Origin of the sequence: Pseudophaeobacter flagellatus, assembly GCF_021228235.1 — a bacterium.
GTDB classification, from domain to species: Bacteria; Pseudomonadota; Alphaproteobacteria; order Rhodobacterales; family Rhodobacteraceae; genus Pseudophaeobacter; species Pseudophaeobacter flagellatus.
This window is the reverse complement of record NZ_JAJQRG010000001.1, coordinates 16163-38781: the sequence shown is the minus strand read 5'-3', so window position 1 is coordinate 38781 and position 22619 is coordinate 16163. Positions and strand designations below refer to the sequence as shown.

Genomic DNA, 22619 nt, shown 5'->3' with positions numbered 1-22619 from the left:
GTCTGGCCTTCAGCGACAGCGAATAACATGACAGACTGGAAAGCCCCGCATGGGGACGCGAATGGAAGCTCTAGGCCGCTCGCAATATTGAACGTTTCAAGCACCTTGTGAAATTACTACATGTCTGCCGGATAGGTGACTATGAGGAGATACGCCTTTGAATTGGGAGCGAGTGAACTCGTGGACATCGACTCTGTATACTGTCCTCTATGCATTAGATGTGGCGAAGAATAATGGATTTTCCAATAGGGAAAATTTAGGTGAAACCATCATCTCGTGCGGAAATTGGTTCGAACCAAAATGCTCGTTCTCTTCTCCTCTCTTGGATGAGGATTTTGGGCGCGCAAAAGTAACATTTCGACGTGACCCGGCTAAAAATTTTGAGCCAATCGCTCAAAATGTAGTCAAGATGTTGCTTCAAGACCTAGTTGTAATTTTCGATGAGATGATGTCGGAAGCGCTGCTGGAGCTGTCGACAAAGGCTGGTGAATACCCGCAATCCAAAGTCGAGAAACTTTACACTTACGTGGATGATAGGTTCGAGTGGTCGCGTGACGCCTGCTTGGAAATGATTGCTGTTCGGAATGTGCTTTGCCATGCTGGGGGGCAATGGAACGAGCGGTCAATCAATATCGTGAAAGATTTTGTATCTCCTCCACCCGAATTTGGAGATCGGTTGATTATTGGGACACCCATGTTGTTCAGGTACCGCAAGGCTATGCGTACTTTCCTGAACGAAGTAAAGAAGTCGTTCGGTCAATAGTCTGTGGAGGCTTAACCCAGTCTCGCCTCGATGAACGTCACAATCAGCAGGTGCCATATTTGGGGAGACTGGAAACTCAGTCAAAGTCTGCTTCGGGCAAGCTTCGCAGCAGAAAACTTGCAATAGGGACACGCCAGCTCAGGGCCGGTCGCCACACTTTGCAAATGTCACTATCTGATTTCAACGGCATTCTCTCCATTTCCGGTGATTGCAATGAAAATCCGCTGGAGCCATGTTGGGACTGGCTCCTTTGTTCGCTGAGCCGCCATCGCATAACATCCTACGGCTGCAGCTGCGGTAAAGGTCGGCTTATGGGGGCGGCGGTGATCACTTGGGGTCATGGGAAGGCTGGGTTTGCAAAGGTCGCTCTCTGCGCACAGCCGACCTTGGTGCGCAGCGCAGCATAGGGGCTTCGATCGCTACAGCTTGAATGGCCGCTTTTGCAATTCTGGCACATTACCTTCGCTGACGCAGCTAAGGTCCGGTTTCCGCCCATCTTATCGACCCATAGTGGTCAACTTGGGCCAATTGCAGGCCTACATGTTAGTCACTTGCACTGGCTCAGAGCGGCCTTAACTAGCTTCTCAAGCCTCACATTGCGGCTAGCACGCCTTCAGAAGCAGCCGCTTTCCGTTTGGCGCGGGCGGCAGCGCTGCGCTTTCCAAGCTCAGACATTGCCTGACGGATCATCAGTTTCCGCTCAGCCTCATCGGCACACTCATCCGAAATTGACTGCGGTTCGTCCTCATCACTGACTTCGCAAGCGGCTTCCTGTGTGGTCGTTTGGGACCCCTCCGGCACTGTACCTGTGGTTTCTGTTTTGACCACATCGGGTTTCGCGAGCGGTTTCTGAGCGGTGTCTGACGGTTCCTCGCAACCGTCTTCTTCACCGCGCAGAAGGTTGAAAAGTCCCCAGCCAACCGCTCCGATAGCAACAACGCCGAGGGCTGCCGGGTTTAACAGTAGAGGGATTGCGGCTCCTATGCCTGCCTTTTGAATAGTCATACTTTAGTGCTCCTTTGTAAATTTGACCGCTGATCAACCGTTGCAAGCCGTTGTTTGAACGGTTCGGAACGGTTCAGCTGATCAAACAAATGAGTCACGCAAAATTCTGCGTCAACATGGCGAGCTAGGCTCTGATGACGATTTGACCTGATGGCGTAGTGCAACGATGCAACAGTGAAACTATTGGTTCTGTTGCTTCCGGTATGCTTCCGGCAACGGCACGAAACTTCACGACCTGCGAAGGTTGGTTCTTAATGTGTTGATTTTAAACTAAAAACTGGTGCCCCCACACGGACTCGAACCGCGGACCTACTGATTACAAATCAGTTGCTCTACCAGCTGAGCTATAGGGGCACTCTTACTGCAAGACCGCGTTGAGACCGGATCAGATCGGCACTTCGCAGTTGCAGCGTCCTTCTACACCAACAGAAACTGTTTGCAAGACCCCCGAGAAAGAAAATGCGCGGAATTTCTGCGGCTCCTGCTTACCCCCATACCAGGGGCTGAGCCCGACTGCAAAGGGCATGTCGCGCGCGGAATGGTCCTAGGTGGCCCCACAGCCCCCCGATCCAGCCGGTTTGACCCTGGTAGGTTAGCAGAGTAAGCCTGACGCATCCAAGACGCCCGGAGACCCTACATGCAGGTCATTTTTCACTGCGGAGCACATGGCACCGAAGAGGATCGACTGGTCAAGACATTGCAGCGCAACCAGGAACGGTTTCGCGCCCATGGAACGGCTGTGCCGCTGCCGGGGAAATACCGCTATCTGCTAAAGGACTGCATCGCCGCGCTGCAGGATGGCACGGCCACGGCAGGATCAGGCGATGTTCTGTGGGACGCGATTCTGGAGGAGGAAGAGGTCCAGCGTGTCTTGCTGTCGAATGCCCATTTCTTCGGTTCGCCGCGGCAATCCATTGACGGCAGTCGCTTCTACCCCGAGGCCGAGGAACGCCTACGCTCGCTGCAGCAGCTGTTTGCGCAGGACCAGATTGAACTGTTCATCGGGTTGCGCAACCCCGCCACCCTGCTGCCTGTCCTACTGGAAAACGCCCACCCAGATCGAAGAGCGCAGGTGCTGCAAGCGCTAGATCCCTATCGTCTGCGCTGGTCTGACCTGCTGTTTCGGCTGCGCCAAGCGGTGCCCGAGGTGAAGATCACCACCTTCTGCTTTGAGGACATGCCGCTTATCTGGGCTGAAATCATCCGCGACATGTCCGGAATAGCTGCTGATGAACGCTTGAACGGCGGCATGGATCTGCTCTCGGCGATCATGGACCGCGAAGGCATGCGACGCCTGCGTCAATATCTGGCGCAGCATCCCGACCTGTCCCAGCCCCAACGCCATCGCGTCTTTGCTGCCTTTCTGGACAAATACGTCGATGAAGACGCGCTGGTAGAGGAAATCGACCTGCCCGGCTGGAACGACACCTTGGTTGAGGATGTGACTGCGCTTTATGAAGCGGACATGGGGAGAATCCGCAGCATTCCCGGCGTTACCCTGCTCACGCCCTGATGGATCAGCTTAGCGACCCTAGGGCGCGACTGGCTGGCCTGTGCGATCGACGGTCAGGCTCTCTACCGTTTGATCATCATAAAACAGATCAATAGAAATCTGCTCAATCGACTGTAACGGATAGCTTTTATAGGGCATCCCGTCTTCCTCCAAGATGGCATTGGGGGCGGGCTGGTCCTCATGGCATGGCGGCAGAGGCCAGTTTTCAGGCGCAGCGCCATTGATGCTGATGCGGATCCCCGACAGCCCACAGCGCCAGGACCACAGATGCGTCACATAGAGCAAATCCTGCCCCTGAAATTCCCGCACAGAGATCCAGTTTGCCTTGGTTGCTGCCAGTATCGGCTTTACCTCAGCAGCAGTGGTAAAGGGCGCCGCCTGCGCCAGGGCTGGCACCGTGCCCAAGACTAGGCAGATAGGTAACGCATATGGAACTCTCAACATCCTCAATCCCTCGCTGAAACTGATACAAACAAGTCGCGGCGCGGCGCCATGAGACGCCCCCCTTTGCAGAGTGGGTTTTGGCCCCGCCCAAGTTGGACTATAGAGCAAAAGACCCCCAAGCCCCAACCGCGCGCGGCAGGCAGCAGACAGGAACAGCGATGGCGCAGCAATCTTTCAACGTCATGATCATCGGCCAGTCCGGCCGCCTGCAATATGAGGCCCTGCTTTTCGCCGCCTCTCTGCGCCACAGTTGCCCTGATTTTTCAGGGCGCCTGTTTGTCGCCGTGCCGCAGCCCGGACCGCTCTGGCAGAAAGATCCCAGCCTGCGCAATGCGGCGGTGCTGGCGGCGCTGACCCGTCTGGATGTTGAATTGCTCCCCTTTGAGAGCAAGCTTTTTGGCGAAAGCTACCCCTATGGAAACAAGATCGAGGCCCTGCAGGCCATGCCCGAGGGGGAGCCCTTTGTCTTCTTTGACAGCGACACCCTAATCACCGGCGATCTGCAGGCAGTGCCATTCGATTTTTCCCGCCCCTCGGCGTCTTTGCGGCGCGAAGGCACCTGGCCCAAGCCAACCCTGTACGGGCCTGGCTATGACGCGATCTGGCGCGCCCTGTATCGACGTTTTGATCTTGATATCGAACCAACGCTGGATCACAGCCAGCCAGATGAATATTGGAAACGCTATCTCTATTTCAATGCCGGGTTCTTTTATGGCGCCTGTCCGCAGGCCTTTGGCGCAAGGTTTGCCAGCTATGCGCAGTCTATCCTGACAGATCCGCCCATTGAACTGGTTGGCCAGTCGCTGGATCCCTGGCTGGATCAGGTGGCACTGCCGCTGGTAATCCACTCCTTTGGTGGTGGGCGCGACACGTTGCCTGACGGCTATCTTGATGGCGACACCAGCTGTCACTACCGCCTTTTCCCGCTGCTCTATGCCCGTGAAAGCGATGCGGTCATTGCACTGTTGGAAGAGATCGCGGCGCCAAACTGGTTGAAAAAAGTACTAAAAACCTATGAGCCGATCAAGCGTCTGGTCTATCAGAACCGAGGCGCGAAGGTGCGGGCCCTGTTTGAACAAGACAACCTGCCCCGGCGCGAACAGGCCATCCGCAACAAGATCAAATCCGCAGGGTACTGGCTGCGCTAAGGTCGGCTGCCCCGCAGCCGCCCCCCATGCGGGTTTTGCGGCAGCCATTAGACACCAAGGCGGGGCCTTGGAACAATATTCTTCCTGTGGTGGCAAAAGACGCCAAGGCGTTCCAAACTGCAACGCCTGCGTTGTACTGCGCGGCAAGCTGTCCTAGACATTTGCCAAGAGTATTGATCAGGGAGAGACCAAAATGAGCGATGCACCAGCCTATGGCTTTGACACCTTGCAGATCCATGCAGGCGCCAAGCCCGACCCGGCAACCGGGGCCCGGCAGACACCGATCTACCAGACAACCGGCTATGTCTTTCGCGATGCCGATCATGCCGCTGCCCTGTTCAATCTGCAGGAAGTCGGCTTTATCTATTCCCGCCTGACCAACCCCACGGTTGCGGTGTTGCAGGAACGCCTGGCGACGCTCGAAGGCGGCGTTGGGGCGGTATGCTGCTCCTCTGGTCACGCGGCGCAGATCATGGCGCTGTTCCCGTTGATGGCACCGGGCTGCAATGTCATTGCCTCGACCCGTCTTTATGGCGGTACGGTTACCCAGTTCAGCCAGACGATCAAACGGTTTGGCTGGTCGGCCAAATTTGTTGATACCGATGATCTGGCTGCGGTTGCGGCGGCAATTGATGAAAACACCCGCGCGGTATTCTGCGAATCCATCGCCAACCCCGGCGGCTATGTCACCGATGTACGCGCCATTGCCGATCTGGCAGATGCCGCAGGTGTGCCGCTGATTGTCGACAACACCACCGCCACCCCCTATCTGTGCAACCCCATTGCCCAGGGCGCGACCCTGGTGGTGCATTCAACCACCAAATATCTGACCGGTAATGGCACCGTTACGGGTGGCGCAGTGATCGACAGCGGTAAATTCGACTGGTCCGCCAGCGATAAATTCCCCTCGCTTTCCGCGCCAGAGCCCGCCTACCACGGGCTGAAATTTCATGAAACCTTTGGCGGATTGGCCTTTACCTTCCATGGCATCGCCATTGGGCTGCGGGACCTGGGAATGACGATGAACCCACAGGCGGCGCATTACACACTGATGGGGGTTGAAACCCTGTCGCTGCGGATGCAGCGCCACTGCGAAAACGCCATAACCGTCGCCAGCTGGCTAGAGCAGGACGATCGGGTCGACTATGTGACCTACGCCGGACTGGAAAGCTCTCCCTACTATGAACGGGCGCAGAAATGCTTCCCCAAGGGCACCAGTGGGCTGTTCACCTTTGCAGTGAAGGGCGGCTATGACGCCTGCATCAAACTGGTCGATTCATTGGAGATCTTCAGCCATGTGGCCAACCTTGGCGACACCCGGTCGCTGATCATCCACTCTGCCTCGACCACCCACCGCCAGCTTTCGCCGGAACAGCAAGAGGCCGCTGGCGCGGGTGCCAATGTGGTGCGGATTTCCATCGGCCTGGAAGATTCTGCCGATCTGATCCGCGATCTGGATCAGGCCCTGACCAAAGCCTGCGGCTGAGTCTGGCCCCCAGCCGTCACTGACAAGAAAAGAGGCCGGGCAATTGCCCGGCCTTTTGATCACGAGAGCTTGTCGTGTTCACTTGCAGTCATGCAGAAATACACAATTATTTAATTTCGCATGATTTAGTTGCGCAGAACCGGCAGCCGCTTTTGCACAACACGCCCTAAGATCTGGCAACTGCGCTACTTCGTTTCCGGCACCTGCAGATCAAAGACCACATCGACACTATGGGTAAAGCTCAACTCACCCGCTTCGATTGGCATGGCTCCGCCGCGCGCCATTTCCATTGCCATCATCGGATGCCCACCGCCGGGTCGGCGATCGGTGATGCTGCGCACCGGGCCCAATGTCACCCCAGCGGCCCTGGCCAACTGTTCAGCTTTGTCTCTGGCATCCGCAACCGCATCGGAGCGCAGCTGAACCTCTAGGCCCGCGTGATCCGCCACATCAAAGCGCAGCCCCTGGAACTGATTGGCCCCTGCCCGCAGAACTTGGTCCAGCACGGTGCCCAGCTGATCTAGATCGCGCACCCGCAGGTTCAGGGTATTGCTGGCCGAAAACCCGGTGATCTTGCGTGGCTCCTCTGTGCCCTGCCCCCGCGGGTTGGACCAGACCGGATGTAAAGAGATCTGCTGTGTCTGCATATCCGTGGCAGCGATCCCCGCGTCACGCAGCGCGGCCACTACCGCCGCCATATCCTGCGAGACAGCCGCCATGGCCGCGCCTGCCTCGACGTCTTCTTTGCGCACGCCAAGAGTGATAACCGCCATATCCGGCGAGACCTCGACCTGGCCCTCTCCGGTAACCACGATATTGCGATCTACTGGGGTCTCCGCTTTGGCTGCGCTACCCAGGGACAACCCCAATGCCAGGGCGGTGATCAAAAATTTCTTTGTTTTCATTGCTAAGGCTCCTTTGTTCTCGCCTAACATGGGGGTGGCAGATCACCGCTGACAAGGGCTGGTTGCGCTCTTTTCCTTTCACTCGGCGGAGTCCTGCTTTATGGTCTGCCTTGACAGCCTGATTGGACTCCTCGCGGTCCGGGCACTTAAGATTTGGGTGGTTTGACCGCATTATGAAACCGGGGTTTGCTCTTTCTCTTTCCGCTGAGGGTATTGTTCTGCTGCATCGTGCCGCCGGGGGCTGGCGCAATGTGGGGTCTGTACCGCTTGGCGGTGACAATATGGCTGCTGATCTTGCCGCCCTGCGCGCCAAGGGCGACGCGCTGGACAGCAATGGTCTGTGCAAGCTGATTATTCCAAATGACCAGATCCGCTATCTGACCATTGAAACCGAGGTCTCGGATTCCGCGCGCCGCCGCGACATGGCGCGTGCCGCGCTGGAGGGGGCCACACCCTATGCCGTGTCTGACCTGGCGTTTGATCTGTCAGAAGACGGCAGCCAGACCCATATTGCCGCCGTGGCCCATGAAACCCTGGCAGAGGCCGAAAGCTTTGCGCTGGAAAACGGCTTTACGCCAGCCTCCTTTGTGGCGGCGCCCGGAGGGGCCGACTTCCTCGGAGAGCCGTTCTTTGGTGCTGCCACATCGCTGGGCGATCAAGAGATAGAGCCAGACGGCATTGCCGTGGTTGATATCGGCCCCGCAAAACCGCCCCAGCCGCAGGATAAGACGCCACGGATATCAGAGACAAAGGCGCCAGCCCCCCAAGAGCCAGAGGGCAAAGACAAGATCAGCCATACCAAGACACCTGCGGCCAAAGCGGTGCTCACCCTGCCCGAGGCACCGGCAGAACTGGACCCGGATGCCCCTGCTTCGGGATCTGGCCTGTCGGACAAGGCCGTGCAGGCAGACAGCGGTCCAATCGCCGGGTTTAGCAGTCGTCGCCGCAAACCCACGGGCGCGCCACCCAGCCGCCCCGATGCTGGTGCCGCGACATCAAAAACAGCAAAGATCGCAGCCACGGTTGAAGCGCCGCATGTCAAACCGGCACCTGCCGCCACCGCCAATCCCAAGAACGAAGCGACAAAACCGATTGGCCCGGCCCGCGCCGCAACTGTCGCTGGCAAGACTGGCAGCGGTGGAAAATTTGACGCCTCAGCCGCCAACCCCAAAGAGGGCGGCGCATTCGCCCCTGTTGTTGCACCGCCACGCCCCGCAAACGGTACAGGCGCAGCAAACCCCGTACAGGCCAGCCACAAGCCCCTGCCCGCCGAAGACCGCGCGGCAACCACCCGCCCCGCCATCAGCCCTGCCGCCGCTCAGGCGGCAAACAGCCTCGGAACCGAAGGCACCAAGGGCAAACCCCGGCACCTGGGGCTGATCCTGACTGCGGCGCTGTTGCTGACTATGGCCGCGATCGCTGCCTTTGCGCTGTTCTCCGAGGGTGGATCTTTCTTTGCCTCTGAACGCGCACCACTGGAAGTGTCTGAAGAAGAACCGCCGCTCGATCCCCCTGCCGAACGTTCAGCCCCCACGCCAGAGCCAGCAGAAAATATTGCCCCCGCCGAGGCCGACGTGACCCAGCCTGCGGCAATCCCGCTCAGCGAAAATGAAACGGAACCTGTCAGCATCGCCCCACAGGTGAGCGTAATCCCTGACCAACCCGACCCCGGCATTGTCGAGCAGGCTGCCCCAGAATCGCAAGAAACAGAGGCGCAATTGCATGCAAGCACGGGCAAGCCCGTGCTTGATACGTTAGACGAGGAGAGCACGCCGCAGGAGGCTGAGGCCACAGAAGATCAGACAGAACGAGAAGCAGCGCGCAGCGCAGCTGCGCTCTATGCGGCGACAGGCATCTGGCAGCAGGTGCCCCAGATCACCCAGCCGCCTGCGCTGGTCTCACTGGATGACATGTATATTGCCTCTATCGACAATAGTAATCTGTCGCAGGATGCGATTGCCCTGTCCCTGTCCCCCGGTTTGGAGCACGATACAGTGCCAAATGCGCTGAGCGACCCGGCAGCGGCGGGACGCGGATTCGAACTGGACAATCGCGGACTCGTAACCGCCAGCCCGGACGGCACATTGAACCCGGATGGGGTGATGGTCTATCTGGGCCGTCCAAAGGTGGTGCCGCCGGCCACGCCCGCCCGCGCCGCGCTTGACGCCGCCGACACCGAGGCGGAAAATGCCCGCATTGCGACCCTGTCGCAAACACGCCCCCGCCCCCGCCCGTCTGATCTGGTAGAACAGGCAGAGCGTGCGATCCTGGGCGGGCTAAGCCGGGCAGAATTGGCCCGTGTCAGACCCCGCGCCCGCCCGGCCAGCCTGAAGACAGAAGAACAGGAAAACCAGCCCGTCAGCAGCCTGGCTGTGGCCTCGTCCACTGCGCCGCGCAGCAGGCCTGCTAACTTTGCCAATCTGGTAGACCGTGCGACCCGGCAGCACGCCACTGCCGCAGCAAGCAGCGCGACGGCAGCAACAGCAGCCCCGCCCACCGTCTCTCCCAGTATCCCCAGCTCTGCTTCGGTGGCCCGCCAGGCCACGATCAATAATGCCATCAACCTACGGCGAGTGAACCTGATCGGGATCTTCGGCAAACCCTCTAACCGGCAGGCGCTGATCCGGTTGCCCAGCGGCCGCACCCGCCAGGTCAGTACCGGGGATCGCCTGGATGGGGGCACCGTTCTGGCCATTGGCGAAAGCCAGTTGCAGTATCAAAAACGAAGTAAAAACATCATGTTGGAACTTCCTGGCAACTGATCCCTGCTCCCCAACTGGCCACAGGCGTCAAAGGGCTGCAAAAGCCTGAAATCTAACGACAAAAGCCGAACCTCACGCAAGAGGCCCGGCTTTTTCTTAGCCTGATAAACTGTCTGGCCTATTCCGCCGCGTCCAGTTCTCCATTGGCAATCTGTTCGCGCTCGATCGATTCAAACAATGCTTTGAAATTCCCCTCGCCAAAGCCATCGTCGCCCTTACGCTGAATGAATTCAAAGAAGATCGGCCCGATCACTGTTTTAGAGAAGATCTGCAACAGAATTTTGGTCTCGCCACCATCCACGACACCTTCACCATCAATCAAGATGCCGTGTTTCTGCATCTTGTCCAGCGGTTCTTCATGGCCCACGACGCGCTCATGGCTCAGCTCATAATAGGCGGCCGGTGGCGGCGGCATATAGGTGATGCCGCGATCCGCGATTTCGTCGGTTGCACTGTAGATATCTTCGGTGCCAACTGCGATGTGCTGGATGCCCTCGCCTTTGTATTTCTTCAGATAGGCAACAATCTGGCCGGTCTCGCCACGGTCTTCGTTGATTGGAATGCGAATGCGGCCACAGGGCGAGGTCAACGCGCGGCTCAGCAACCCGGTGAACTTGCCTTCGATATCGAAAAAGCGGATTTCCTTGAAGTTGAACAGCTCACCATAGAAATTGAACCACTTGTCCATGTTGCCTTTGTAGACGTTGTGAGTGAGGTGATCGAGATAGTAAAACCCAACGCCACGCGGCTTGGATTGCTTGGTCCACTCAAATTCCTCGTTATAGGGCGAGGTTTCATAATACTGGTCGATGAAATAGATCAGCGAACCGCCAATGCCCTTGATCGCGGGCACATCCATCGTCTTGTCGTCACCTTCATAGGCTTCGGCACCTTTGGAAACCGCATGTTCAAAGGCCTTTTGCGCATCCACAACACGCCAGCCCATCGAGGGGGCACAGGGGCCATGCTCGGCTACGAACTTATCGGCAAAGCTGTCTTTTTCGGCGTTGAGGATATAGGTGATATCGCCCTGCTGCCACAGCTCTACCCCGGTTTTGGTCTTGTGATGGCCAACTTGTTCATAGCCCATCTTGGTGAAAAGATCGCGCAGCTCTTGCGGGTTCGGGCTGGCGAATTCAACAAATTCAAAACCGTCGGTACCGGCGGGGTTTTCTTCGCTGATAACTGTTTTTGGCGCGTTATGCGGAAATGGACCCATGGTGGTTTCCTCCAATTGTCGCGGGATGCGGGCTTAGGTGTCTGTTCCCCTTGATAATAGCGCACATGAGATGCTTGTTTTGCGCGTTCTTCATGAGATACCCCTTTCCATATGCGGGATATTAGCGCAATATTACGAAAAATCAGGAAAACACCGCATATGATTGACGCCACCGACACCAAGTTGCTCGCGGCATTGCAGAAAAATGCACATCTCACCGCGCAGGATCTGGGAGAGTTGCTGAACCTCTCCCCCAGCCAGGCAGGCCGGCGACGCCAGCGTCTAGAGGCCGAAGGCTATATCCAAGCCTATTGCGCCCGGCTGGATCCGGTCAAGATCGGCCTTACGGTTCAGGGGTTTGTACATGTCAATCTGGGCAGCCATGGCCCGGAACAATCCGCCAGCTTCAGCCGCCTGGTCAGCACCCGCCCCGAAATCACTTCCGCCTGGACCATGACCGGCGAGGCCGATTACCTGCTGCGGGTCTATTGCCATGACCTGCAGGCGCTAAATCAGCTGATCCACGAGATCCTTTTGCCGCATCCCGCCGTGGCCCGCGTGCAAAGCCAGATTGTCATGGCGCAACTAAAACACGACGCCCCCCTGCCGACTTAACAATAAATGAAGGTTTGCGGTGTAGGAATCATGCTTGAATGATTTAGAAGTGGAACCCTCCCTTGTCCTTTGTAGACCGTCGCATCGAAGTTCGCCCCTCGACAGGCGCCGCCCCCTTTGCTCTGAACGAGGTATTCTTTTCCCGTACCGACGAGCGAGGCGTTATCCAAGCGGGTAACTATGTATTCAAACGTGTCGCCCATTACAGCTGGGAAGAGCTGCTCGGCGCACCACATAAGATTATCCGCCACCCTGATACGCCAAAGGGTGTTTTCCAGCTATTCTGGGATACCCTGAACTCAGGCGACAGCATTGGCGCCTACATCAAGAACAAGGCAAAAGACGGGCTGTATTACTGGGTTTTTGCAGTTGTCGTGCCCTGCAAGAGTGGCTACCTGTCGGCACGGATTTCCCCCAGCAGCACCCTGTTTGAGGAAGTCAAAGCCGCCTATAGCGACATGCACGATGCGGAAGTCAACGAAGGTCTAAGCCCGGCAGACAGCGCCCAAAGGATGATGGATTGGATCCATAGCAAGGGGTTCGAAAACTATCATCAGTTTGCCACCCATGCGCTGAGCGAAGAACTGCTGTCCCGTGATGCAGGGCTGGAACGCCCCAAAGACGCCAAGATCTCTGATCTGCGCCGGATGATGGCCAATGCTGAAACGCTGGTCGAAGAAACCCAGGGCCTGGTCAAGGATTTTGACGCCATGCACACGATCCCGCATAATCTGCGGGTCATTGCCTCTCGCATCGAACCCTCGGGCGGCCCGGTCACTGTTCTGTCCCAGAACTATGGCGCGATGTCGCGCGAGATGTCGGATTGGTTTGCAGCCCATGTGATGGGCGAAAACAGCAATTTCAACACCATCAAACTGGCCGTCACCAATAGCCTCTTTGTCGAAGGCATGGCCCGCATCCTGAATGAATGCGATGCGCAGCTTCAGACCGAACGACGGGGCCTGGGCAATATCGATATGGAAGCCGAACGCGGTATCCTAACTGATCTGGTGCAAGTGGAAACAGATCGGGCCAGAAAAGGCGTGGAAGAGGTGGATCTTGAGGCAGACCGTATCATGCGCGCCTGCCAGGTCATGCATCGCCAGTTCCTGGGGCTGAGTTCAACCCGCGTCCTGTGTAAGATTGAAAGCGCACGCCTGCCAGAATCAGGCGAGACCCTTTCGGATATCATCGACCAGCTTGGGGTCTTCCAGGAACGGATTTCGCGTCGCCTCGACAATATTACCAAGCTCAGCAATGAAATCCGCATGATGGATCAGTAACCCAGCCCCCAAACCGGGAGATGCAGGGCAGCACAGGCGGCGGCGGGGAAACCTGGCCGCCGTTTCCCATTTGACGCTGCCCTTTCCCCCCTATTCGCTTGGCGGGGATGCGCCGGACGGCGATTTGGCTTTACCGCTCGACCGCTTAAACCGTTGCCAAGTCGTGGAACGCTTGCGATACCATTTGCTATGGACGCATTTTTGTATCAAGCAACAATCTATCTCGCAGCTGCCGTCATCGCCGTGCCCCTCGCGGCGCGGCTTGGGCTGGGCTCTGTTCTGGGCTATCTAGCAGCCGGCATCATTATCGGACCAGTGCTAGGTCTTGTCGGCGCCGAAACCGAAGACCTGCAGCATTTTGCCGAATTTGGCGTTGTCATGATGCTGTTTCTGATCGGGCTTGAGCTTGATCCCCGCGCTCTCTGGGCGATGCGCCATAAACTGGTCGGGCTGGGCGGGCTACAGGTCCTGACCAGTACCCTAGCGCTGATGGCGGCCGCGCTGATGGCCGGGGAAACCTGGCAAGTAAGCCTGGCGATCGGACTGGCGCTGTCGCTGTCCTCTACCGCGATTGTGCTGCAAACCCTGTCAGAAAAGGGGTTGATGCAAACCGGTGGTGGTCGGGCCTCTTTCTCGGTGCTGCTGACGCAGGATATTGCCGTCATTCCCATTCTCGCCTTTCTGCCCCTGTTGGCTGTGAACAACGGGCTGCAACTTGGTGAAGACGGGACTATTGAACGCGGCCTTGAAGGCGCGGCAAATAGTGCTGCGGGCCATGACAGCCTGTCACTTGTTGCCGGGCTGCCCGGCTGGGCCGTGACGCTGACAACCCTCGGGGTGATCGGGGCTGTGGTCCTGGCTGGCATCTATCTGACCCAACCGGTGTTCCGCTTCATCCATGCCAGCAAACTGCGTGAAATGTATACCGCGCTGGCGCTGCTTATCGTGGTTGGGATCTCTTTCCTGATGACCCTGGTGGGCCTGTCCCCGGCGCTTGGCGCCTTTCTGGCCGGGGTGGTGCTGGCCAACTCTGAATTCCGTCACGAGCTGGAAAGCGATCTCAGCCCCTTCAAGGGGTTGTTGCTTGGTCTGTTTTTCATCACCGTGGGGGCCGGCATCAATTACAAGCTGTTTCTGGCCAACCCTGGCGATCTGCTTGGGCTGGCGCTGCTCGTCATCGTGGCCAAGGGAACCATTCTATATTTCATTGGCCGGGCCTTTGGTCTGAAACAGCGTAATCACTGGCTGTTCACGCTAAGCTTGGCGCAGGCAGGCGAATTTGGTTTTGTGCTGCTGGCCTTTTCCCGGCAGCAAAATGTAATCCCCGGACCGCTGGCGGAAAAGCTGTTGCTGGTCATTGCGCTCTCGATGCTGATCACCCCGCTGCTGTTCATTCTCTATGATTTACTGTCCCATTTCGTAAAGGATCCGCGGGTCGAACATGAACCGGATGAAATCGACGAACAGGGGCCCGTGATCATTGCCGGCATCGGCCGCTTTGGCCAGATCGTCAACCGGCTGGTACGGGCAAGCGGGTTCAAGACCGTATTGCTGGACAATGACATGCGGGCGGTACAGCTGATGCGCCGCTTCGGATTCAAGAGCTTTCTAGGCGATCCGACCCGCCCAGAACTGCTCAAGGCGGCCGGGATTGCCAAGGCGCATGTGCTGGTGGTGGCGCTGGATGACACGGAAAGAAGCGTCAAGCTGGTCAGCTATGTGCGGCGCACCTATCCGGATCTGCATATCATCGCCCGCGCCTATGATCGCAACCATGTCTTTGCGCTCTACCAGGCGGGTGCGGATGATATCGTACGCGAAATGTTCGATAGCTCACTGCGGGCCGGGCGCTATGTTCTGGAAAAAATCGGGCTGAGCGAATACGAAGCCGCCCAGGCAGAACAGACCTTTTACGCCCATGATCGCAAAAGCCTGCGCGAGCTGGCAACGTTCTGGCGGGCCGACACCCCGACCAGCGAAAACCAAGCCTATATCGAACGCGCCCGCGAGATGGAAAAGGATCTGGAAATCGCCCTGCAGGACCTGGCCGAGAAAAAGGACAAGGGCTAGGGCTAGGGCTAGGGCTAGGACATGGCGCGCAAAAGAGGCCGCAGATCTTGCGCCTCTAAAACATGCGAGATCAAATAAGCAGAGCAAGTTACGTGACTGCGAATGAGCGCGACGCACCCTAGAGGCCGCGCCTGCGGTCTTTGAAACGAAAAGCCCCCAAGGCATGCGCCGGGGGCTTCTTCTAATCACGCAACACCTCTTGGGCTAACCCTCGGCGACCCCCGCCTCGGCAAAGGTCGCCATGCCGCTGTGGCACGCAACCGCCCCCTTCAGCACTTGGATTGCCAGCGCCGCACCAGAGCCTTCACCAAGGCGCAGGCCCAAGGACAGCAGTGGTGCCTTGCCAAGCTGCTTCAGCAGGGCGGGATGCGCGCTCTCGGCGCTTTCATGGCCTGCCACGGCGTGGTCCAGCGCGCCTGGATCGGTGCGCATCAGGCAGGCCGCCGCGGCGCAACAGATAAAGCCATCCAGGATCACCGGAATATGCAAAACACGGGCAGCGGCAATCGCCCCCGCCATAGCGGCAATTTCGCGCCCGCCCAGGCATCCCAGCGCATCCAACCCATCGCTGATCGCCGCCTGGTGCAGCGCCACGCCTTCGGCGACAACCCGGCTCTTGTTCGCAAGCCCCGCATCGTCGACGCCGGTACCTCGGCCGGTCCAGTCTGCCGCGTCGCCGCCAAACAACGCATAGGCCAGGGCCGCCGCCGAGGTGGTATTGCCAATACCCATCTCGCCGACGACCAGCAGATCCGCCGCCGGATCAACTGCGTTCCAGCCCGCCTGCAAGGCGGCCAGCAGCTCTGCCTCGGGCAGGGCTGGCCCCGTGGTGAAATCCTGCACCGGGGTATCCAGCTCCAGCGCATGAACATCCATGCGCGCGTCGGCCAGTTTGGCCAGCTGGTTGATTGCCGCGCCGCCATGTTCAAAGTTGAGCACCATCTGGGCGGTCACCTCAGCCGGGAAGGCGGAAACCCCCTGCGCCGTCACCCCGTGATTGCCTGCAAAGACAATGACCTGCGGCGATGTGATCTCTGGCCGGTCCGTCCCGCGCCATCCGCCGTACCAGATCGCCAGATCCTCTAGCCGCCCCAGTGCGCCGGGGGGTTTGGTCAACTGGGTATTGCGCAGACCAGCCGCATCAAGCGCCATCTGGTCTGCACCGCTGGCCTGCGCCAACTGGCGGCGCATATCATCAAGGGAAGAAAGTGTTGGCAGCATTGACTAAAGCCTCGTTGCATCTGAACCGCAGGTGCGGGTAAATCTGGTTCGTCCTGTTTAGCGGCTTATCGCGGCTTCACAAGTCCTGCATGAGGCCCGCAAATGCGAAAAAACGACACATCTCTGGTGGATATCCCCTTGGCGCTGGTGCTGCTGACCCGGTTGCCGCTGCCGCGTCTGAAAGCGGCCAGCTTTCATCGGCAGGCGCGCGCCACATGGGCCTTTGCGCTGGCCGGAGTGGCCGTTACCCTGCCCGCCTGCCTGCTGGCGCTTTTGGCCCTGGCGCTTGGCCTGCCAGCCCCCCTGGCCGCCGGGATCTTGCTGATGGTTCAGCTGCTGTTGACCGGCGCGATGCACGAAGACGGGCTGGCGGATTGCGCCGATGGGTTCTGGGGTGGATTTGATCCCGCGCGTCGGCTTGAGATCATGAAGGACAGCCAGATCGGCAGCTACGGCGTTTTGGCGCTGGTGCTCTCACTCGGGCTGCGCTGGCAGGCCATTGCGCTGCTAATCGAACTGGAGCAGATCTGGAGCCTGCTGGCCCTGGCAGCCCTTAGCCGGGCGGCGATGCCCGTAGTGATGCTTTGGCTTCCCAATGCCCGCCAGTCGGGCCTTTCGCAAAGCCTCGGGCGGCCGCCCCGGTGGGCCGTCGGCCTTGGCGTTTGCCTCGCCGTTGCACTGGCGCTGCCATTGCTTGGGGCGCATATGCTGGCCGTTCTAGCCATACTGATGCTGACTTGTCTGGGGCTGGGGGCCTTGGCGCACCAAAAGATCGGCGGCCAGACCGGTGATGTACTGGGCGCCTGCCAACAACTCTGTGAAATGGTGGGAGTACTTACCCTGGTAGCGATCTTCAGCTGACCTGCCACCACAAAAAGGCCCGCAGCCGATACGACTGCGGGCCTCTTCACTACCCTTGTCATGCCCCTTCCTGGTTCGGTGAGAACCGTTTTAAAGGGGCGACAGTCGGATCAGGCGGCAACCCGTGAGGTCAGCACATCGCCGACCTGTTTTGCGGCCAGAATTTCATCACCGCCAGCCACTGCGGCAACTTCACGGGTCAACCGCTCCAGAGCGGCTTCATAAAGCTGGCGCTCAGAATAGCTTTGCTCGCGCTGATCATCGGTGCGGTGCAGGTCGCGCACCACTTCGGCAATAGCGATCAGATCGCCCGAATTGATCTTTTGCTCATATTCCTGGGCCCGACGGGACCACATGGCGCGCTTGACCTTCGCCTTGCCCTTCAGGGTTTTCATCGCCTGATTGATCACATCCGGAGAGCTGAGCGAGCGCATGCCCACTTCGATCGCCTTGTTGGTTGGCACCCGCAGGGTCATCTTGTCTTTTTCGAAGGTGATTACAAAAAGTTCCAGCGCAAAGCCGGCCACTTCCTGTTCCTCGATCGAGATGATCTGTCCAACCCCATGGGCGGGATAAACCACAAATTCGTCAGGACGGAATGCGAGCTTCTTCGATTTTGTCATACAGGTCTTTCCTTGCACTTGAGGCCGGCATAGTCCCCGAGGGGATACCCGACACAACAACGGCAACGCTTTCGCCCCGGCCCCGCAACAGTGCGGTACCAGAGATCAATCGTCACCGTGATTCAATCCCCCAGCCCGCGCGCGACAGCAGCTGTGCTGCGTGAGGTGAGTTCCAGTTTCATATACATCTGATGGTTATCATATCACAAAAACCCCCTCACCGAAAGGCGAGCAAGGGCGTGAACTGGCGCCGGGCAGACAAAATTCGGCCATTTTAAGCGATTTCAGCAGGATAGCAGCCGAAAATTATCCAAATTTCCCCGGATTACCCGCCTTCGCCGGGGGCTTCGGAAAAATATTTCTCCAACTTGCCCTCTTCTCCGTCGCGCTCTTCTGCGTCGGGCAGCGGGTCTTTCTTGGAAACGATCACCGGCCACATTTCGGAATACTTGCGGTTGAATTCAACCCATTTATCCATGTCTGGCTCGGTATCTGGGCGGATAGCATCCGCCGGGCATTCCGGTTCACAGACGCCGCAATCGATACATTCGTCCGGGTGAATCACCAGAGTGTTTTCACCTTCATAGAAACAATCTACCGGGCAAACCTCGACACAGTCGGTGTATTTGCAGGCAATGCAGTTATCCGTAACGACATAGGTCATGTGGGTGCGGTCCCATTTGTTGTTTGGCCACTAGCTAAATCAGACTCGCCCCAGCTTCAAGCCATCACGTGAAGTCCCGCTGGCGGGAAAGGTCAAGCGCTCTGCGAGTCTTCTTGTCAGGACGCCCTTTTCCCTCAAACCCGGGGTTTAAAGGTACAATGTCCTGTTTTGGCGTTTTATCAAGATAAAGCGCCTGTGCCTCGGAGGCCGGACCACGACGATTACCGATAGCGAGGACTTCGACCACTCGGGTTTGTCGCCCCTGTGGAAAGCTCAGAACATCGCCTGGGGTGATGCTCTGAGCCGTTTTTGTGATCTTGGTGCCGTTGAGCCGCAGATGCCCGGCGCTGACCTGTTTGGCCGCAAGGCTGCGGGTTTTGAAAAACCGCGCATACCAAAGCCATTTGTCGACCCGGAGTTTAGCGTCCTGCGGCTCCATGCCGGGTCAATCGCCCTGTTTCAGCCCCATGAGAGCTGCTGCAAAGGGATTGTCCGGATCGATCTGCTTTTCCTTTTTGGGCGGGCGGGCGGAATAGGTCTTGCCACCCTGCTGCTGCGGACGACCGGCCTTTTTTCCGCCTGGCTTCCCACCGGGGCGGCCACCGGGTTTACCAGCCGTGCGCTCACCAGAAGAGCCGGCCTGCCCAGACCGTGCATTGCCACCAGCGCCTCGCGGCTTGCCACTGCGGCGTTCCTGACCATCCTGACCGTAAGCATCGCTGCGCCGCGCGCCACGGTTGCCACCCTGGCGACCACGACCGCCCCAGGCAAAGGTATAAAAAACCTCCATCTCAGCCGGGGCCTCGGCAGCGGTGTCAGCAGCCCCCTCTACGGGGGCCTCGGCCGGTGCTTCTGTCGGGGTCTCGGCAGGAACTTCGGCTGGAGGGGTTGTTGGGGTCTCTGTTGGAGACTCAATCGGCGCTTCAACAGGTGTTTCGGCTGGAGTCTCAGCTGGCGCGTCTGCGGCTGTGTCGCTCGATATCTCAGCTGCGGGCTCTTTGGCAGCCTCGGCTGTGGCCTTCACCTTGGCACGTTCGCCCTTTTCGGCACGGTAGCCAAGCCCCTGCATCAGGTCGGCAAACTGCTCTAGAGTCATGCCGGTGATCGACAGCATATCGGCCTTGGCTTCAAAACCGCCGCGGCTGTCTTCGGCGCGCAACATATCGGCCAGACGTTCCAGCATGTCGATGCGGATCATCCGCTCGCCTGCTTCGCGGTAGCCGGACATGGTATCATAGCCCTTTGGCGCGTCTTTGGCGGCCGGCACGGTGACCAGACCGGGGGGCGGTGCTTCAGGGAATTCCTGCACACCGTTTGCCAGGGACCACAGCACCAGACGCAGACGCGTCGGAGCAGGCTTCAGCAGCAGCGGCATGAAGATGGTGAACTGACCAAAGCGAATACCGTGTTTGCGCAGCGCGCCACGGGCATCCTGGTCCAGCTCTTTGACTTCCTGCATCACGGTATGACGCGGCAGCAGGCCAAGAGATTCGACCAGACGGAAGGCAAAGCCACGGGCCAGGCCAGTCAGATCTTCGTCTTTTTGCAGATTAATCAGCGGCTCAAACAGCGCCTGCACCTTGCGAGAGATGAAATGCTGCAAGCGGCGTTCAACCTTTTGCGCAACATCGGCACCGGCGGCATCGTCAACAAAGACTTCAACCTTCGGGTTCATCGGGTCAGCGCCCGCCACCAGTTTACCAACCGCAGCGTCGCCCCACATCAGGCCACCCTGTTCGGTAAAGTCGATCTCGGTATCGGGTGCATTATAGAACCGATCGGCGCGCAGATGGAATTGCGGCGCCAGCGCCTGCAGCGAGGCAGACTTCAATGTCTTTGCCTCGGCGCCCTGTGCACTTTTGTCCGGCGTAAACCGAAACCCGTCCAACCGTCCGACGAATTCGCCCTCGACGGTCACTTCACCCTTGTCATTCACTTCGGCCAAAAGGGCCTCCTTCTGTTTGAGCCGGCGCAGAAGCACGGATGTGCGCCGGTCCACAAATCGCTGAGTCAAGCGCTCGTGCAGCGCATCTGACAACCTGTCTTCTACAGCGCGAGTCACCCCGCGCCAATGGCTTTCGTCATGCAGCCAATTTTTACGCTGTGAGACATAGGTCCATGTACGAATAAAGGCCAGTCTCTTGGAAAGTGTATCAATATCACCATCCGTGCGGTCAATTCGCTTGATCTGGCGGGCCAGCCAATCATCCGGGACCACGCCGCCGCCATGCAGATATTCGAATATACCCCCAATCAGCGCTGCATGTTCCCCATGAGAGATACCACGAAAATCCGGAATCCGGCAAACATCCCACAGCAAACGCACCGATTGCGGGTTGGTCGTGCGCGAGATTATGCCGCTATCGCGGGACAGAAACTTCAATGCCCCCAGATCATCAGCCTCACGCGCGCGCATCAGCACTTCGTCCTCGGGGATTGATTCGAGCGAACGGATCAGCGCCTCGACAGTGCCGAACTGCAGATCAGACGACCGCCAGTTGAGCTTTTTCAGCGGCTCAAAACGGTGTTCCATGATGGCCTCGGCCACATGATCGTCCAGCGGGCGGGCATCCCCGGTAACGCCAAAGCTGCCATGGCTCATGCCGCGCCCGGCCCGGCCCGCGATCTGCGCCAGTTCCGCAGGCATTAGGGGGCGCATCCGACGGCCATCAAATTTTGCGGTGGCCGAAAAGGCCACATGGTCGATATCCAGGTTCAGCCCCATACCGATGGCATCAGTGGCCACCAGATAATCGACCTCGCCATTTTGATACAGCGCCACCTGGGCATTGCGGGTGCGCGGGCTCAGCGCCCCCATGACCACCGCCGCACCGCCTTTTTGCCGTTTCAGCAACTCCGCGATGGCATAGACGTTATCAACTGAAAACCCCACGATCGCAGTGCGCGGCGGCATCCGGCTGATCTTTTTGGAGCCGCCATAAACCAGCTCTGACATCCGCTCGCGGCGCAGAAACTCCACCCCCGGCACCAGCGCTGCAATCGGTCCGCGCATGGTGTCGGCTCCCAGAAACAGGGTCTCGTTGGTGCCGCGCGATTTCAACAGCCGCTCGGTAAAGACATGGCCGCGTTCCGGATCGGCACAGAGCTGGATTTCATCAATGGCCAGAAAATCGCAACCCATGCCCGGCGGCATCGCTTCGACCGTGCAGATCCAGTATTTTGCCCGCGGCGGCACGATCCGCTCTTCGCCGGTGACCAGCGCCACCACTGAAGGACCGCGAATGGCGACGATCTTGTCATAGACCTCGCGCGCCAAAAGCCGCAGCGGAAAGCCCATGATGCCAGTGCGGTGGCCCAGCATCCGTTCAATCGCGTAATGCGTCTTGCCAGTATTGGTCGGCCCCAAAACTGCAAGGACCCGTGATCCGCCTGCCATCTGTTCAGCCCTTATTCTGCCCCACCCCTACAGGTCAATTGTGACACTTCGGGGACCAGGTCGGCTAAAGATCCTCGCCTGCCACCTGTGGCTGCAGACGTTCCAGCGCGTTGAGTACTTCCTCGTGATGGGGATGTATAGCCTTGGCCCGCAAATAGGCTGCATAGGCACGCTTGGGCCTGCGAAACTGCTCAAACACAGTGCCCAGTGCATAGATTGCATTGTAATCATTTGGATTCAGCGCCAGGGCGCGTTCCAGATCGGCAACCGCAGGACCATAAAGCCCGGCCGCATGATAGGCTCGCGCCCGCAGATACCAGCCCCGGGCAAAATCCGGCGCGTGATCAGTCAGCGCCGTCAGATGTTCAATGGCCGCAGCAAGATCGCCTGCCTCCAGCGCGCGATTGGCCCGCGATTGCAAAAGATCCATCGCTGCCGATCCGCTCTTGCGCCACAGGGCCTGCAACTCGCGGTCCAGTGCCGAGGCCGCCTTGGCATCGGCAGAAACCAGCGCGGCCAAGAGCGCAGATTCGTCGGGTTTTTCATCCGCCGATATTGCCATGGGCAGCGAAATAGTGACTGTAAACAGCGTTGCCGCCACGATAGCTTTGAGGTTCAGGTGATTTGCGATCATGATGGC

At 58.5% G+C, this 22619-nt stretch carries 19 protein-coding genes and 1 tRNA gene; 9 read left to right on the top strand and 11 right to left on the bottom strand.

The annotated features are described in order from the left end of the window. Nucleotides 1-157 precede the first annotated feature (157 nt). Nucleotides 158-763 carry a hypothetical protein gene (locus LRK71_RS00175; protein ID WP_232400258.1) on the top strand — a complete coding sequence of 202 codons (606 nt, stop codon included), beginning with the start codon at nt 158-160 and terminating at the stop codon, nt 761-763. Between the two features lie 591 nt (nt 764-1354). Here LRK71_RS00175 and LRK71_RS00170 read toward each other — a convergent pair. Together LRK71_RS00170 and LRK71_RS00165 are read right to left on the bottom strand one after the other, a co-directional pair. Next, nucleotides 1355-1768, bottom strand: a complete 414-nt coding sequence (locus LRK71_RS00170) for a hypothetical protein (RefSeq protein WP_232400257.1) — start codon at nt 1766-1768, stop codon at nt 1355-1357. Between the two features lie 278 nt (nt 1769-2046). Beyond that, nucleotides 2047-2122, bottom strand: a tRNA-Thr gene (locus LRK71_RS00165). A gap of 283 nt (nt 2123-2405) precedes the next feature. Between LRK71_RS00165 and LRK71_RS00160 the strand changes: the two genes are divergently transcribed. Beyond that, nucleotides 2406-3281, top strand: a complete 876-nt coding sequence (locus LRK71_RS00160; RefSeq protein ID WP_232400256.1) for a hypothetical protein — start codon at nt 2406-2408, stop codon at nt 3279-3281. Between the two features lie 18 nt (nt 3282-3299). Here the strand turns inward: LRK71_RS00160 and LRK71_RS00155 are convergent, their stop codons facing one another. After that, nucleotides 3300-3725, bottom strand: coding sequence for a hypothetical protein (locus tag LRK71_RS00155; protein WP_232400255.1), 426 nt, complete (start codon nt 3723-3725; stop codon nt 3300-3302). A gap of 158 nt (nt 3726-3883) precedes the next feature. Here LRK71_RS00155 and LRK71_RS00150 point away from each other — a divergent pair, with 158 nt between their 5' ends. After that, on the top strand, nt 3884-4873 hold the full coding sequence (locus LRK71_RS00150; protein ID WP_232400253.1) for a GT-B fold glycosyltransferase domain-containing protein: 990 nt from the start codon (nt 3884-3886) through the stop codon (nt 4871-4873). 193 nt (nt 4874-5066) lie between these two features. After that, entirely contained in the window at nt 5067-6359 is a 1293-nt protein-coding gene (locus LRK71_RS00145) for an O-acetylhomoserine aminocarboxypropyltransferase/cysteine synthase family protein (protein ID WP_232400252.1), read from the top strand. Nucleotides 6360-6544: 185 nt separating this feature from the next. On the opposite strand, the gene LRK71_RS00140 is transcribed toward LRK71_RS00145, so the two are convergent. Next, on the bottom strand, nt 6545-7264 hold the full coding sequence (locus tag LRK71_RS00140; protein ID WP_232400251.1) for an SIMPL domain-containing protein: 720 nt from the start codon (nt 7262-7264) through the stop codon (nt 6545-6547). A 281-nt stretch (nt 7265-7545) separates the two neighbouring features. On the opposite strand from LRK71_RS00140, the gene LRK71_RS00135 reads away from it, so the two are divergent. Continuing rightward, complete coding sequence (locus tag LRK71_RS00135) at nt 7546-10026, top strand: hypothetical protein (protein ID WP_232400250.1); 2481 nt, start codon at nt 7546-7548, stop codon at nt 10024-10026. Nucleotides 10027-10144: 118 nt separating this feature from the next. Here the strand turns inward: LRK71_RS00135 and hppD are convergent, their stop codons facing one another. After that, the gene (gene hppD / locus LRK71_RS00130; protein ID WP_232400249.1) at nt 10145-11245 is read right to left on the bottom strand and encodes a 4-hydroxyphenylpyruvate dioxygenase; all 1101 of its coding nucleotides are present in this window, start codon (nt 11243-11245) and stop codon (nt 10145-10147) included. A 159-nt stretch (nt 11246-11404) separates the two neighbouring features. Here hppD and LRK71_RS00125 point away from each other — a divergent pair, with 159 nt between their 5' ends. The 3 genes from LRK71_RS00125 to LRK71_RS00115 all read left to right on the top strand — a co-directional run bounded on the left by LRK71_RS00125 (nt 11405) and on the right by LRK71_RS00115 (nt 15213). Next, complete coding sequence (locus tag LRK71_RS00125; RefSeq protein WP_232400248.1) at nt 11405-11860, top strand: Lrp/AsnC family transcriptional regulator; 456 nt, start codon at nt 11405-11407, stop codon at nt 11858-11860. Nucleotides 11861-11922: 62 nt separating this feature from the next. Next, nucleotides 11923-13143, top strand: a complete 1221-nt coding sequence (locus LRK71_RS00120; protein ID WP_232400247.1) for a PAS domain-containing protein — start codon at nt 11923-11925, stop codon at nt 13141-13143. Nucleotides 13144-13332: 189 nt separating this feature from the next. Next, entirely contained in the window at nt 13333-15213 is a 1881-nt protein-coding gene (locus LRK71_RS00115; RefSeq protein WP_232400246.1) for a monovalent cation:proton antiporter-2 (CPA2) family protein, read from the top strand. A 204-nt stretch (nt 15214-15417) separates the two neighbouring features. Here LRK71_RS00115 and cobT read toward each other — a convergent pair whose 3' ends face one another. Beyond that, nucleotides 15418-16434: a nicotinate-nucleotide--dimethylbenzimidazole phosphoribosyltransferase gene (cobT, locus tag LRK71_RS00110; protein ID WP_232400244.1), complete on the bottom strand. Its 1017-nt coding sequence runs from the start codon at nt 16432-16434 to the stop codon at nt 15418-15420. Between the two features lie 102 nt (nt 16435-16536). Between cobT and cobS the strand changes: the two genes are divergently transcribed. Then, nucleotides 16537-17295: an adenosylcobinamide-GDP ribazoletransferase gene (gene cobS, locus LRK71_RS00105; RefSeq protein WP_232400242.1), complete on the top strand. Its 759-nt coding sequence runs from the start codon at nt 16537-16539 to the stop codon at nt 17293-17295. A gap of 110 nt (nt 17296-17405) precedes the next feature. Here the strand turns inward: cobS and LRK71_RS00100 are convergent, their stop codons facing one another. From LRK71_RS00100 to LRK71_RS00080, 5 genes are all read right to left on the bottom strand, one after another. Beyond that, nucleotides 17406-17918, bottom strand: a complete 513-nt coding sequence (locus LRK71_RS00100; RefSeq protein ID WP_232400241.1) for a CarD family transcriptional regulator — start codon at nt 17916-17918, stop codon at nt 17406-17408. Nucleotides 17919-18243: 325 nt separating this feature from the next. Further along, nucleotides 18244-18582: a ferredoxin FdxA gene (gene fdxA, locus LRK71_RS00095; protein ID WP_008559821.1), complete on the bottom strand. Its 339-nt coding sequence runs from the start codon at nt 18580-18582 to the stop codon at nt 18244-18246. A gap of 64 nt (nt 18583-18646) precedes the next feature. Then, on the bottom strand, nt 18647-19021 hold the full coding sequence (locus LRK71_RS00090; protein ID WP_232400240.1) for an RNA-binding S4 domain-containing protein: 375 nt from the start codon (nt 19019-19021) through the stop codon (nt 18647-18649). Nucleotides 19022-19027: 6 nt separating this feature from the next. Further along, nucleotides 19028-21979, bottom strand: coding sequence for a helicase-related protein (locus LRK71_RS00085; protein WP_232400239.1), 2952 nt, complete (start codon nt 21977-21979; stop codon nt 19028-19030). Nucleotides 21980-22043: 64 nt separating this feature from the next. Beyond that, nucleotides 22044-22613: a tetratricopeptide repeat protein gene (locus LRK71_RS00080; RefSeq protein ID WP_232400238.1), complete on the bottom strand. Its 570-nt coding sequence runs from the start codon at nt 22611-22613 to the stop codon at nt 22044-22046. Nucleotides 22614-22619: the final 6 nt, after the last annotated feature.